Genomic DNA, 14,692 nt, shown 5'->3' on the forward strand with positions numbered 1-14,692 from the left:
AACGGCAACGCAGGTTGCCGTTCTACTTTTACCTCGCCACCCGACAAAATCAACGGCGCGATCTCACCACCTGATACCGACGGGTAAAATACTCAAACGGCGCGCTCCAGACGTGCACCAGCCGCGTGAACGGGAAGATCAGGAAGATGGTCATCCCCAACACCAGATGTACGCGGAAGATTGGTGCGACGCCGCTCAACATTTCAGATGAACCGCCCTTGAACGTCACGATACCCTGCGCCCAACCGACCAGCTTCATCATCTCGCTTCCGTCGGGGTACTGTGCTGAGAAGGGGATCGTTGAAAGCCCCAGGATGCACTGGATCAGCAGGATACTCATAATAATGATATCCGGCGTGGTGGAGGTGGCGCGTACCCGCTGGTTAAACAGGCGACGGATCAGCAGCATGGAGCCACCGATCAGCGTCAGCACACCGCAAATCCCGCCCGCAATCATCGCCAGCTGCTGTTTGACGGCAACGGGCAAAAACCAGGCGTACATCCAGTGCGGGGTTAACATGCCGAACAGATGGCCGAAGAAGATCCCCAGAATGCCGATATGAAATAGGTTTGAAGCCCAGTTCATCCCGCGTTTGCTGAGCAACTGGCTGGATGAGGCGCGCCAGGTGTATTGCCCATAGTCATAGCGCAACCAGCTCCCGAGGAAAAAAACGGTCGCGCAGATATACGGGTAGATGTCATAGAAAAACACGTTGAGGTAGTGGATCATTTTGTGCCTCCCGCGCCGACGTCAACGTACTGCGGTGCGACGTCCTGGCTAAAGCGTCGTTGATATTGCTGCATCGGCGAGCTGTCGCACGATGTGGCGTTGTCTTCGATAAACTTCACCTGTTCCTCTTCCCACACGGCGTCCAGCGCCTGACGGGTGTCATCCCGTTTTTCGCCAGACACCTGAGTTGCAACACTGTCGCTGGAAAGGCGGGTGCCCGCGAGCGTCAGCAGCGCATCGAATAGCTGGAAATGCGCCACGCCGCGCTGTTTTAACCGCCCACCAATCAGCGCCAGGATCGGCGCAACGTTTTGCAAACCGTCCCGCGCCTCATCATCGGTAACGATGCTGAGATACTCCAGATAGAGCGGCAGGTAGTCCGGCAGCTCGCGGCAGTCCAGCTGCAGCCCGGCTTTCTCGTACTGGCTCATCAAGTCGACCATTGCCTGACCGCGATCGCGGGACTCGGCATGAACGTGCTCGAACAGCAGTAGCGACGTCGCGCGGCCCCGTTCAAACACTTCACACCATTCGGCCTGCTTATCCAGCAGCGGAGCGCTCAGGTGCTGCCGGGCAAACGGCAGCAGCATGGGCGCGTCCTGTTCAATCAGGGAGAGGGCTTCATCGCGGTTTTCCCACAGCATTTCATCGGGGTACTCAATCAGCAGCGCGATGATTTTGAGGATCTGCATTATTCTCCCTCCCCGTGTTCGCGCACCTCGGTGATGTTAATGGCGTCGATGCGGCTGCTGTTGAAGAGGTTGAATTTGGTGTCGGAGCCGTGGCAGCCGTCGCCGAAGGTGAAGCCGCAACCGTTTTTCTCCGGGAAGGCGTCGCGGGCCATCTCGCGGTGGCTGGTCGGGATCACGAAGCGGTCTTCGTAGTTGGCGATCGCCAGATAGCGGTACATCTCCTCAACCTGTGCTTCCGTCAGGCCTACTTCTTCAATAGCGCGGGTGTCGGTTACGCCTTCTACGGTCTGGGAACGTTTGTAGTGACGCATCGCCATCATACGTTTCAGGGCGCGCAGCACCGGGCCGGTATCGCCCGCGCTGAGCATGTTTGCCAGGTATTGCACCGGGATGCGCAGGCTCTCCACCGCAGGCAGCACGCCGTCGCTCTGCGGCAGGCCACCCGCGTCCGCGTAGGACTGGATCGGTGACAGCGGTGGCACGTACCAGACCATCGGCAGGGTGCGGTATTCCGGGTGCAGCGGCAGGGCGAGCTTCCAGTCCATCGCCATTTTATAGACCGGCGAACGCTGGGCGGCGTCAATCACGTTCTGTGGAATCCCTTGTTTCACCGCTTCTTCAATCACAGCCGGATCGTGCGGGTCCAGGAACACGTCGCACTGGCGTTCATAGAGATCGGTTTCATGTTCGGTGCTGGCGGCCTCTTCGATGCGGTCAGCGTCGTAGAGCAGCACGCCGAGATAGCGGATGCGCCCGACGCAGGTTTCGGAGCAGACGGTTGGCTGGCCGGACTCAATGCGTGGGTAGCAGAAGATGCATTTTTCCGACTTGCCGCTTTTCCAGTTGAAGTAGATTTTTTTGTACGGACAACCGCTGATGCACAGACGCCAGCCGCGGCATTTGTCCTGGTCGATGAGGACAATGCCATCCTCTTCACGTTTGTAGATTGCGCCGCTCGGGCAGGTTGCCACACAACTTGGGTTGAGGCAGTGCTCGCACAGGCGCGGGAGGTACATCATGAAGGTGTTTTCAAACTGACCGTACATCTCTTTCTGGATCTTCTGGAAGTTACGGTCGCGGGCGCGTTTTTCGAACTCGCCGCCCAGCAGTTCTTCCCAGTTCGGTCCCCAGACGATTTTATCCATGCGTTTGCCGTCGATCAGTGAGCGAGGGCGTGCGGTAGGGAGATGATCGCCCTCTGGCGCGCGGTGCAGATCCTGATAATCGAAGGTGAACGGCTCATAATAATCGTCAATCTGCGGCATGACGGGGTTGGAGAATATTTTCGACAATACGCCCATTTTACCGCCGAGACGCGGCGTGAGTTTACCGTGAATACCTCTGATCCAGCCGCCTTGCCACTCGTCCTGGTCTTCCCAGTTTTTCGGGTAACCAATGCCCGGTTTGGTCTCAACGTTGTTGAACCACGCATATTCCATGCCTTCACGCCCGGTCCAGACGTTCTTACAGGTGACCGAGCAGGTGTGGCAGCCTATGCATTTATCGAGATTCAGTACCATGCCAACCTGTGAGCGTATTTTCATTTTTTCGCCTCCTGTACCTGATCCCGACCTTCGCCGTCCAGCCAGTTAATGTTTTTCATTTTGCGGATCATGATGAACTCGTCGCGGTTAGAGCCGACGGTACCGTAATAGTTGAAGCTGTAGGCCAGTTGCGCGTAGCCGCCGATCATGTGCGTCGGTTTCGGGCAGACGCGGGTGACGGAGTTGTGAATACCACCGCGTCGTCCGGTCACTTCGGAACCCGGAATATTCAGAATGCGCTCCTGGGCGTGATACATCATGGTCATGCCCGGTGGCACACGCTGGCTGACCACCGCGCGGGCGGTAAGCGCACCGTTGGCGTTAAAGGCTTCGATCCAGTCGTTATCCTCAATGCCCAGCTCACGCGCATCGGTTTCGCTGATCCAGACAATCGGCCCACCGCGCGACAGCGTCTGCATCAGCAGGTTTTCGCTGTAGGTGGAGTGAATGCCCCATTTCTGGTGCGGCGTCAGGAAGTTGAGCGCTTTTTCCGGGAAGCCGTTCGGCGGGATCTCGCGCATGTGGGTCACACTGCGGGTATCAATCGGCGGACGATAGGCCACCAGGCTCTCCCCGAAGGCACGCATCCACGGGTGATCCTGATATAACTGCTGGCGACCAGAAATCGTGCGCCACGGGATCAGCTCGTGAACGTTGGTGTATCCGGCGTTATACGAGACGTGCTCGCTCTCAAGACCGGACCACGTCGGGCTGGAGATGATTTTGCGCGGCTGCGCCTGGATATCGCGGAAGCGGATCTTCTCATCTTCTTTGTTCAGTGCCAGATGGGTGTGATCGCGTCCGGTCAGTTCACCGAGCGCTTCCCAGGCTTTTACCGCCACCTGTCCGTTGGTTTCGGGGGCCAGCGCGAGGATCACCTCGGAGGCGTCAATCGCCGTTTCAATGCGCGGGCGACCTTTCGCCGGGCCGTCGAGCTTGACGTAGTTCAGCTTGCCGAGAAAATCGACTTCATTCTGCGTGTTCCAGGAAATGCCTTTTCCGCCGTTGCCGAGCTTGTCCAGCAGCGGGCCGAGGGAGGTAAAACGCTCATAGGTTTCCGGATAATTACGTTCGACCACCGCAATGTTGGGTGCCGTTTTGCCGGGGATCAGATCGCATTCACCTTTGCGCCAGTCCTGAATATCAAACGGCTGCGACAGTTCGCCGGGAGAGTCATGCTGGAGCGGTTGCAGCACCACGTCGGTTTCGGTCCCCAGATGGCCGACGCACACCTCGGAGAAGACTTTGGCAATACCTTTGTAGATCTCCCAGTCGCTGCGGGATTCCCACGCCGGGTCGACGGCGGCGGAGAGCGGGTGAATAAACGGATGCATATCAGAGGTGTTCATGTCGTCTTTTTCATACCAGGTGGCGGTTGGCAGCACGATATCGGAGAACAGACAGGTGCTGGACATACGGAAATCGAGCGTTACCAGCAGGTCGAGCTTGCCTTCAATAGCTTTGGTCTGCCACTCCACCTCTTCAGGCTTCACGTCATCGGTCGAGCCTAAGTCCTCACCCTGAATGCCGCTCTCGGTACCGAGCAGGTATTTCAGCATGTACTCATGGCCTTTGCCGGACGAGCCGAGCAGATTAGAGCGCCAGACGAACAGGTTGCGCGGGTGATTCTTGCCGTTGTCCGGCTGTTCACAGGCGAAGCGAACGTCGCCCGATTTCAGCCCCTGAACGGTATACTCCTGCGGCGTCATGCCTGCGGCTTCCGCGCGGGCTTTAATGTGCAGCGGATTGAGGTTGAGCTGTGGGGCAGAGGGCAGCCAGCCCATGCGTTCGGCACGCACGTTGAAGTCGATCAGGTGTCCGGTGAATTTCGAGGCATCCGCCAGCGGAGAGAGAAGTTCCTGTGCGGTCAGCTTCTCATAGCGCCACTGGCTGGCGTGGTTGTAGAAGTACGAGGTGCTGTTCATCTGGCGCGGAGGGCGGTTCCAGTCCAGCGCGAAGGCCAGCGGCAGCCAGCCGGTTTGCGGGCGCAGCTTCTCCTGGCCGACATAGTGCGACCAGCCGCCGCCGCTCTGTCCGACGCAGCCGCAGAAGACCAGCATGTTGATCATCCCACGGTAATTCATGTCCATGTGATACCAGTGGTTCACACCAGCACCGAGGATGATCATCGACCGGCCATGCGTTTTGTGCGCCGTGTCGGCAAACTCACGGGCAATTTTTTCAATCAGGTACGCGGGTACGCCGGTGATCTGCTCACCCCAGGCGGGAGTGTAGGCTTTGATTTCGGCGTAACTGTGTGCCGCGTTGCTGTCTTCCAGACCGCGATCGAGGCCGTAGTTTGCCAGCACCAGATCGTACACGCTGACCACGCGTTTCTGGCTGCCATCGGCCAGCGTCAGGGTTTTGCCCGGCACGCGGCGCGTTAGCACCGGCTCCTGTTTCACGCTGCGGAAGTGGGGGTTTTCGTTGCCGCCGAAGTAAGGGAAGGCGACCTCCGCCACGCTGTCGTGGATGTTCAGCAGAGAAAGCGTCAGCTCGGTTTCCTGGCCTGCGGCAAGCGATTCCAGGTTCCATTTGCCTTTTTCGCCCCAGCGGAAGCCAATGGAGCCGTTCGGCACCACCAGATTACCGGCCACGTCGAAGGCGATGGTTTTCCACTCCGGATTATTGGCTTCACCGAGACCATCGGCGAGATCGGACGCGCGCAGCATCCGTCCTGGCACTACGCGACCGTCAGCCTGTTCATCCAGCAGCACCAGCATCGGCATGTCGGTGTAACGGCGACAGTAGTTGAGGAAGTAGTCGCTTGGGTTATCCAGGTGGAACTCTTTCAGGATCACATGGCCCATCGCCATGGCCAGCGCGCTGTCCGTCCCTTGTTTAGGTGCCAGCCACTGGTCGCTCAGCTTGGCGACTTCCGAGAAATCCGGCGTGATGGCGACGGTTTTGGTGCCCTTATAACGGACTTCAGTAAAGAAGTGGGCATCTGGCGTGCGCGTCTGCGGGACGTTCGAGCCCCAGGCGATAATATAACTGGAGTTGTACCAGTCGGCAGATTCCGGCACGTCGGTCTGCTCGCCCCAGGTCATCGGTGACGCAGGCGGTAAATCACAATACCAGTCGTAAAAACTCAGGCAGGTGCCGCCGAGCAGGGAGAGATAACGCGTACCGGCGGCGTAAGAGACCATCGACATTGCCGGAATCGGCGAAAAACCGGCCACGCGATCCGGGCCAAAGTTTTTAATCGTCCAGACGTTCGCGGCGGCAATTAACTGGTTCAGCTCTTTCCAGTTCGAGCGGATGAACCCGCCGCGTCCGCGCGCCTGTTTGTAGCTTTGTGCTTTTTGCGGATCGTTCTGGATGGCATCCCAGGCCAGCACCGGATCGGTGTGCTGCGCCAGGGCGTCGCGCCAGAGTTCTATCAGCTTGCGGCGCACCAGCGGATACTTCAGGCGGTTAGCGCTGTAGAGATACCAGGAATAGCTGGCACCACGCGGGCAACCGCGCGGTTCGTGGTTGGGCAGGTCGGGGCGGGTGCGCGGATAGTCGGTTTGCTGAGTTTCCCAGGTGACCAGACCGTTTTTAACGTAAATTTTCCAGCTACAGGAGCCGGTACAGTTTACGCCGTGGGTGGAGCGCACAATTTTGTCGAACTGCCAGCGCTGACGGTAGCTGTCCTCCCAGTCACGGTTGGTGGCATACACCTGCCCGTGCCCATTGGCGAAGCTGTCGCCTTTTGTTTTGAAGTAACGGAAGCGGTCCAACAGTTTGCTCATGACATTTCTCCTGCTTCGGACGTTTAGTTATTATTTTTTTGCGGATTTGCGGCCATATACCAGCCAAGTAACGAACACACAGACGATGTAAAACACGAGGAACACTTTCATGGCACCCACCGGAGAACCGGTCATTGCCAGCGAGGTGCCAAAGGCTTTCGGAATGAAGAACCCGCCGACGGCTCCAATGGCGGAGATAAAGCCCAGCGCGGCGGCAGTTTCGGTTACCGCTTCATGCTGCGCCTGCTCGTCAGTGCCTCCCTGCTGCTTTACGCGGGCGAGGGTGATCTGGCGAAAGATGATCGCAATCATCTGGAAAGTGGAGCCGCTGCCGAGCCCTGCGGTGAGGAACAGGCCCATAAAGACAAGATAGAAGGCGATAAAGCTGCCTGAGCCAGAGCCGGGCAGCGTCAGGAAGATCAGGGCGCTGAACACGGCCATAAAGATAAAGTTGATCAGCGTGACGCGCACACCGCCAAGCCTGTCTGAGATCATCCCGCCCGCCGAGCGCGCCAGCGCACCTATCAGGGGGCCAAAAAAGGCAAGATGGAGAATATTGACGTCAGGAAACTGGGTTTTCGACAGCATGGCGAAACCGGCCGAGAAACCAATAAACGAGCCGAATGTCGCCAGGTAGAGCAGGCTCAGCAGCCAGAGATGAAAGCGCTTCAGAACGGGAAGCTGGCTGGCAATCGAGGCCTTAGAGCTGGCGATATCATTCATCCCAAAGAACGCCGCGATGGTAGCCAGCAGCAGAAGGGGAGCCCATATCCAGGCGGCATTCGCCAGCCATAACGTTGAGCCGTCATCCTGCGGCACACCGTGCACGCCGAGGAAGGTGAACATCGGCAGGAAAATGACCAGCGGTGCAACGAGCTGCATCACGCTGACGCCCAGGTTCCCCAGCCCGCCGTTAATGCCCAGCGCACTGCCTTGTCTGGATTTTGGAAAGAAAAAGCTGATGTTGCCCATGCTGGAGGCAAAGTTGGCACCTGCAAACCCACACAGCAGCGCAATGATGATAAACACCCAGTATGGCGTGGCCGTGTTCTGAATGGCGATCCCCAGCCAGACGCAGGGAATAATCAGGATCACCGTACTTAATACAGTCCAGTAACGACCGCCAAATATTGGCACCATAAAAGAGTAGGGGACACGTAATATTGCGCCGGAAAGAGAAGGGAGTGCCGTTAACATGAAAAGCTGGTCGGTAGTAAAATTAAATCCAACTTTATTGAGATTGACCGCAATGGCACTAAATAACATCCAGACGCAAAACGCAAGCAGCAGACAAGCAACCGAAATCAAAAGATTTCTTCGTGCAATATGTTTCCCTTTATTTTCCCAAAACTGTTCGTTTTCTGGTTTCCAGTTACTCAACAGATAATGATTATTCTTCTCACTTTGATGTGACATATCGCCCTCTTGCTTATCCAGTTTAAGGAAAAAAAGAAGTTAAAACAGACAGATGCCTGTAAGCGTGTCGCGTAATTTATTGGATGTTTTAGGATGCTTCTGAAAGGATAGATAAAAAAGCGAACCCCTGAGTTTAGAAAGGGAATGAGGGCTCGCTTTATGTGTTACTAATTGTAACTTTTGACGGATTTAATTACTCACAAGGGAGTATTAATACAATTCCAGAGAGATTAATTTGTCGAGATGTTTATTAAACGCAGCGTCATCCATCTCTGGCATATTTAATATGTAAATACCATCGAGCCCGCATACCAGGCCAATCAGCCGCCAGGCAATATTTTCTGCCCGATCGCTGAGGGTAAATGCACCGGCTGCTGTACCGGCGTTAATAATCGCCACCGTCTCCTGATGCCACATTTCCATCGTCAGCACATAGGCCCCCTTAATTTCAGGGTCACGGCTCGCCAGGATTTGCGCTTCCCGCCAGAGGCGGATGTAGGGCTCGAATCCACCGTCATCGCTGCCGAGCATGGCGTGCAGACGTTCACGCCAGCTGGCGTTTTCGCCAGCGACTTCGGCATCAAGCAGCTCGCGGATCAGCCGAACAAAGGCCAATGACTTTAGCTCACCGCCTGAAGCAAAGTGGTGATGAACCTGCCCGGCCGCCACACCGGCTTCCGCGGCAATACGGCGCACTGTCATCGCCGCCAGACCTTCCGCCAGCGCCACGCGCATGGCTGCCTGTAAGATCGCTTCCCGACGCTCGTCCTTGCTCAAATAAGGCATTTTTGCTCACTCTTAATGGTCATGAAACGAGTGTAACAAAGCGCTGGACAAGTGTTCAACTTTACGTAGGATCGCATTCTGGACATGTGTCCAGTTTTAGAATGAAAAGGATATTTATGTTTCGTCAGTGGTTAGCGTTAGTGATTATCGTGCTGGTCTATATTCCGGTGGCGATTGACGCGACGGTGCTGCACGTGGCAGCGCCGACATTGAGCATGACGCTGGGAGCCAGCGGCAATGAATTGCTGTGGATTATAGATATTTACTCGCTGGTGATGGCGGGAATGGTGCTGCCGATGGGCGCACTGGGGGATCGTATTGGCTTTAAACGGCTGCTGATGATCGGCAGTGCTTTATTTGGTCTGTCGTCGCTGGCGGCTGCCCTTGCGCCCTCTGCAGGCTGGCTGATTGCCGCGCGCGCGTCGCTGGCGATTGGGGCGGCGATGATCATTCCTGCCACGCTTGCGGGAATTCGCACGCTGTTTGTTGACGTGCGGGATCGGAATATTGCGCTGGGTGTCTGGGCCGCAGTGGGCTCGGGTGGCGCGGCGTTTGGCCCGCTGATTGGCGGTATGCTACTTGAACATTTCTACTGGGGATCGGTATTTTTGATCAACGTGCCGATCGTGGTGATGGTGGTCTCGCTCGCCGCGCGTTTCGTGCCAGCTCAGCAGGGACGCCCTGAACAGCCGCTCAATATCAGCCATGCGATGATGTTAATTGTCGCGATTTTACTGCTGGTCTACAGCGCGAAAACGGCGCTGAAAGGCGTACTTTCTCCGTGGCTGGTGGCCTCTGCGTTGCTCGCGGGTGCGGTATTGCTGTTTATCTTTGTGCGTATACAGTTGCGCGCGCGCGTGCCGATGATCGATATGCGTCTTTTCTGTCACCGCATTATCTTAAGCGGCGTCGTGATGGCGATGACCGCCATGATTGCGCTGGTCGGTTTTGAACTGCTGATGGCGCAGGAGCTGCAGTTTGTTCACGGCTTCACACCGTTTGACGCGGGAATGTTTATGCTGCCGCTGATGGTGGCGAGCGGGTTCAGTGGCCCGATTGCGGGCGTACTGGTCGGAAAACTGGGGTTGCGCATTGTCGCAGCCGGAGGCATGAGCCTGAGCGCGGTCAGTTTTCTCGGCCTGTCGATGCTCGATTTCAGCACTCAACAGTGGCAGGCGTGGTGCCTGATGGTGCTGCTTGGCTTCAGTGCCGCCAGCGCGCTGCTGGCCTCGACCTCCGCCATTATGGCCGCCGCGCCGAAAGAGAAAGCTGCCGCCGCAGGGGCGATTGAAACCATGTCCTATGAACTGGGTGCCGGACTGGGGATCGCGATTTTCGGCCTGCTGCTAACCCGCAGTTTTTCGGCATCGATCGTGCTGCCGCAGGGGTTAAACGCTTCATTGGTTGATAAAGCCTCGTCGTCCATTGGTGAAGCGGTGAAGGTGGCGCAGGATCTGACGCCGACACTGTCGGAGTCGGTGATCGTGGCGGCGAAAAACGCGTTTATTACCTCGCACAGCGTGGCGCTGGCAAGCGCGGGGGGAATGTTGTTGATTCTTGCGGTCGGGATTTGGTTTAGCCAGGCGAAGGTGCCGAAGCAGTAAAGCCAGCCAATAATGCTGGCTTATGCAGGCCTATTTTCGGGTGGCGTACCAGCAGAGTAGCGATCCGGCACACACCATCAATGCTCCTTGCCAGAAGGAGAATGAGAGCGGGGAGCTAAGAAGGGCAGCTGCCAGTGCTGCAGATAATACCGGCGTGAAATAGGACACGGCGGCAAGTACGGTGACGTTACCGTGAAGGATACCGATATTCCACGAAGCATAGCCAAAGCCAAGCGCCACGCCGCACATGAAGAGTTTCACCACGACAGGAATGCTGAACACCATGTCTGGCTGGTCGCTTACGGCGTATTTCACCCACAGGCTGAGCGCAGTGAGTAAAACAAAAAGGGTAATGCCATTCTGCCCTTTGGCAAATTTGCTGGTCACGGTGCAGTAAGCCGCCCAGATAAAAGCACCGGCTAAAGCCAGCGCATAGCTGAGCGGGCTTGAAACCACATTGCGGATTATTTCATCAACGTGCAATCCATTTTCACCGCCTAATACCCAGCACACGCCTAACAGTGAAATGGCTAATCCGGGGATCACCCACAGGTTTGATTTTTGTCCATTGAACAGAATCGCAAAGACAATCGTCAGGCTAGGCCAAAGGTAATTAACCATCCCGACCTCAATAGCCTGAGCGCGCGTTGCGGCATAGCCCAGCGACAGCGCCAGGCATATTTCATAGCTGACAAACAGCACGCTTCCCGCAATAAGATAGCGGGGGGAGAAGCGTCGAACATCAGGAAAGCCAACCGTCACCAGACACAATAATCCGCTGACGGTGTAGATCATGGCCGCACCGCCAACCGGACCCAGCCCCTCACTCACGCTGCGAATAAGTCCAACCATCGTGCTCCACAAAAGAATTGCCGCCAGTCCAGTGAGCGTTGCTTTCTTTCTGTCCATTACTTTGCCATCGTTTTAAAAATCAAAGGAAAAACTTATAGCACTAATCCGCGCCTTCTCGCGAATAATTCTGTTAAGTCTTTAACCCGTAAGGAGTATTCAAACCAGCCAGCGCTGACTATTAAGGGGGCGAAGGCTGGTGTCCTTGATTTGACGCAAAAAAATCAGGGGCTTTACTGTTAGTTTGCGGCGCGAAGTCTTATCAGATAACGAGGACAGCAATGGACGTCAGCCGCAGACAATTTTTCAAAATCTGCGCGGGCGGTATGGCCGGAACAACAGCCGCGATGCTGGGATTTGCTCCCAAAATGGCGCTGGCTCAGGCACGCAACTATAAACTGCTGCGTGCCAAAGAGATCCGTAACACCTGCACATACTGCTCCGTGGGTTGTGGGCTATTGATGTATAGCCTGGGTGATGGCGCGAAGAACGCCAGAGAAGCGATTTATCATATTGAAGGAGACCCGGATCATCCGGTGAGCCGTGGGGCACTGTGCCCGAAAGGGGCGGGACTGCTGGACTATGTTCACAGCGAAAACCGCCTGCGCTACCCGGAATACCGCGCACCGGGTTCCGACAAATGGCAGCGCATCTCCTGGGACGAGGCTTTCTCTCGCATTGCGAAACTGATGAAAGCCGACCGCGACGCCAACTTTATTGAAAAGAACGAGCAGGGCGTAACGGTCAACCGCTGGCTCTCCACCGGGATGCTGTGCGCCTCGGCGGCAAGTAATGAAACCGGCATGCTGACGCAAAAATTTGTGCGTTCCCTCGGCATGCTGGCGGTAGACAACCAGGCGCGCGTCTGACACGGACCAACGGTAGCAAGTCTTGCTCCAACATTTGGTCGCGGTGCGATGACCAACCACTGGGTTGATATCAAAAACGCTAACGTCGTGGTGGTGATGGGCGGTAACGCCGCTGAAGCCCATCCGGTGGGGTTCCGCTGGGCGATGGAAGCGAAAAACAACAACGATGCGACGCTTATCGTCGTCGATCCGCGCTTTACGCGTACGGCATCGGTGGCCGATATCTATGCGCCGATTCGTTCCGGTACGGACATTACGTTCTTGTCTGGCGTGCTGTTGTACCTGATCGAAAACAACAAAATTAACGCGGAATACGTTAAGCACTACACCAACGCGAATCTGCTGGTGCGGGATGATTTTGCCTTCGATGACGGGCTGTTTAGCGGCTATGACGCCGAAAAACGCCAGTACGATAAGTCCTCCTGGAACTATCAGTTCGATGAAAACGGCTATGCGATGCGTGATGAAACGCTAACGCACCCACGTTGTGTGTGGAATCTGCTGAAACAGCACGTTTCCCGCTATACGCCGGACGTGGTGGAAAACATCTGCGGTACGCCAAAAGCGGACTTCCTGAAGGTGTGTGAAGTGCTGGCCTCGACCAGTGCAGCAAACCGAACCACCACCTTCCTCTATGCGCTGGGCTGGACGCAGCATACCGTCGGTGCGCAGAACATCCGTACCATGGCGATGATCCAGCTGCTGCTTGGCAACATGGGGATGGCCGGTGGCGGCGTGAATGCGCTGCGTGGTCACTCCAACATTCAGGGCTTAACTGACCTCGGTCTGCTGTCGACCAGCCTGCCGGGTTACCTGACGCTGCCGTCGGAAAAACAGACTGATTTCCAGACCTGGCTCACGGCGAATACGCCGAAAGCCACGCTGCCGGATCAGGTGAACTACTGGAGCAATTATCCGAAGTTCGCCGTCAGCCTGATGAAATCCTTCTACGGCGATGCGGCGCAGAAAGAGAACGACTGGGGCTTTGAGTGGCTGCCGAAGTGGGACCAGGCCTACGACGTCATCAAATATTTCAACATGATGGATAAGGGTAACGTCACCGGTTATATCTGCCAGGGCTTTAACCCGGTCGCGTCGTTCCCGGATAAAAACAAGGTTGTTCGCAGCCTGAGCAAGCTGAAATACATGGTCGTCATCGACCCGCTGGTGACGGAAACCTCCACTTTCTGGCAGAACCACGGTGAATCGAACGATGTCGATCCGGCGTCGATTCAGACCGAAGTGTTCCGCCTGCCATCCACCTGCTTTGCGGAAGAAGACGGTTCGATTGCCAACTCTGGTCGCTGGCTGCAGTGGCACTGGAAAGGGCAGGACGCACCGGGTGAAGCGCGCAACGACGGGGAGATCCTGGCCGGGATTTACCATCGCCTGCGTGAGATGTACCGCACTGAAGGCGGTAAAGGCGCTGAGCCGCTGCTGAAGATGAGCTGGAGCTACAAACAGCCGGATCATCCTGAGTCAGAAGAAGTGGCGAAAGAGAATAACGGCGTGGCGCTGGCCGATCTCTATGACGCGAACGGTAACCTCGTGGCGAAAAAAGGCCAGTTGCTGACCAGCTTTGCGCTGCTGCGTGATGACGGTACTACGGCGTCTTCCTGCTGGATCTACACCGGTAGCTGGACAGAGCAGGGTAACCAGATGGCTAACCGCGATAACGCTGATCCGTCAGGACTTGGCAATACGCTGGGTTGGGCATGGGCATGGCCGCTGAACCGTCGCGTGCTCTACAACCGCGCGTCGGCAGATATCAACGGTAAGCCGTGGGACCCGAAACGGATGCTGATCCAGTGGAATGGCTCGAAGTGGACGGGTAACGATATCCCGGACTTCAATACCGCACCGCCGGGAAGTAACACCGGGCCGTTTATCATGCAGCCGGAAGGTCTGGGGCGTCTGTTCGCGCTCGACAAGCTGGCAGAGGGGCCATTCCCGGAACACTACGAGCCGATGGAAACGCCGCTCGGCACCAACCCGCTGCACCCGAACGTGGTCTCCAGCCCGGTTGTGCGTATTTACGAGGACGACGTGCTGCGTTTAGGCAAAAAGGACAAGTTCCCGTATGTGGGAACCACCTACCGCCTGACCGAACATTTCCACACCTGGACCAAGCACGCGCGGCTGAATGCCATCGCGCAGCCGGAACAGTTTGTGGAGATAAGCGAAACACTGGCGAAAGCGAAAGGCATTGCCAACGGCGATCGCGTGAAGGTAAGCAGCAAGCGTGGTTTTATTCGCGCTGTCGCGGTGGTCACCCGTCGTCTGCAGTCGTTGAACGTGCATGGTCAGCAGGTGGAAACCGTCGGTATTCCGCTGCACTGGGGCTTTGAAGGCGTGGCGCAGAAAGGCTACATCGCCAATACCCTGACGCCAAACGTCGGCGATTCCAACTCGCAAACGCCGGAATACAAAGCGTTTCTGGTCAACATCGAGAAAGCGTAAGGAGC

Annotated in this window: 9 protein-coding genes; 2 read left to right on the forward strand and 7 right to left on the reverse strand. The window is 56.5% G+C overall.

Annotated elements, in window-relative coordinates; genetic code table 11:
• Positions 1-49 precede the first annotated feature (49 nt).
• The 6 genes from narI to ABGB15_RS10430 form a co-directional block, all read right to left on the reverse strand.
• On the reverse strand, positions 50-730 hold the full coding sequence (narI, locus tag ABGB15_RS10405; protein ID WP_152081160.1) for a respiratory nitrate reductase subunit gamma: 681 nt from the start codon (positions 728-730) through the stop codon (positions 50-52).
• Positions 727-1,422: a nitrate reductase molybdenum cofactor assembly chaperone gene (gene narW / locus ABGB15_RS10410; RefSeq protein WP_215722099.1), complete on the reverse strand. Its 696-nt coding sequence runs from the start codon at positions 1,420-1,422 to the stop codon at positions 727-729. The genes narI and narW overlap by 4 nt, the downstream gene beginning before the upstream one ends.
• On the reverse strand, positions 1,422-2,966 hold the full coding sequence (gene narH / locus ABGB15_RS10415) for a nitrate reductase subunit beta (RefSeq protein ID WP_215722098.1): 1,545 nt from the start codon (positions 2,964-2,966) through the stop codon (positions 1,422-1,424). The genes narW and narH overlap by 1 nt, the downstream gene beginning before the upstream one ends.
• Positions 2,963-6,703 carry a nitrate reductase subunit alpha gene (locus tag ABGB15_RS10420; protein WP_215722097.1) on the reverse strand — a complete coding sequence of 1,247 codons (3,741 nt, stop codon included), beginning with the start codon at positions 6,701-6,703 and terminating at the stop codon, positions 2,963-2,965. The genes narH and ABGB15_RS10420 overlap by 4 nt, the downstream gene beginning before the upstream one ends.
• A gap of 30 nt (positions 6,704-6,733) precedes the next feature.
• The gene (locus ABGB15_RS10425) at positions 6,734-8,119 is read right to left on the reverse strand and encodes a NarK family nitrate/nitrite MFS transporter (RefSeq protein WP_215722096.1); all 1,386 of its coding nucleotides are present in this window, start codon (positions 8,117-8,119) and stop codon (positions 6,734-6,736) included.
• Positions 8,120-8,329: 210 nt separating this feature from the next.
• Entirely contained in the window at positions 8,330-8,905 is a 576-nt protein-coding gene (locus ABGB15_RS10430; RefSeq protein ID WP_152081155.1) for a TetR family transcriptional regulator, read from the reverse strand.
• A 116-nt stretch (positions 8,906-9,021) separates the two neighbouring features.
• Between ABGB15_RS10430 and ABGB15_RS10435 the strand changes: the two genes are divergently transcribed.
• Positions 9,022-10,509: an MFS transporter gene (locus ABGB15_RS10435; protein WP_215722095.1), complete on the forward strand. Its 1,488-nt coding sequence runs from the start codon at positions 9,022-9,024 to the stop codon at positions 10,507-10,509.
• 30 nt (positions 10,510-10,539) lie between these two features.
• Here ABGB15_RS10435 and yddG read toward each other — a convergent pair whose 3' ends face one another.
• Complete coding sequence (gene yddG, locus ABGB15_RS10440; protein ID WP_215722094.1) at positions 10,540-11,418, reverse strand: aromatic amino acid DMT transporter YddG; 879 nt, start codon at positions 11,416-11,418, stop codon at positions 10,540-10,542.
• A 221-nt stretch (positions 11,419-11,639) separates the two neighbouring features.
• Here yddG and fdnG point away from each other — a divergent pair, with 221 nt between their 5' ends.
• Positions 11,640-14,687: a formate dehydrogenase-N subunit alpha gene (gene fdnG / locus ABGB15_RS10445; protein WP_152081152.1), complete on the forward strand. Its 3,048-nt coding sequence runs from the start codon at positions 11,640-11,642 to the stop codon at positions 14,685-14,687.
• Positions 14,688-14,692: the final 5 nt, after the last annotated feature.

It is taken from the genome of Enterobacter sp. MALB-1, from assembly GCF_041021625.1.
GTDB classification, from domain to species: domain Bacteria; phylum Pseudomonadota; class Gammaproteobacteria; order Enterobacterales; family Enterobacteriaceae; genus Enterobacter; species Enterobacter oligotrophicus.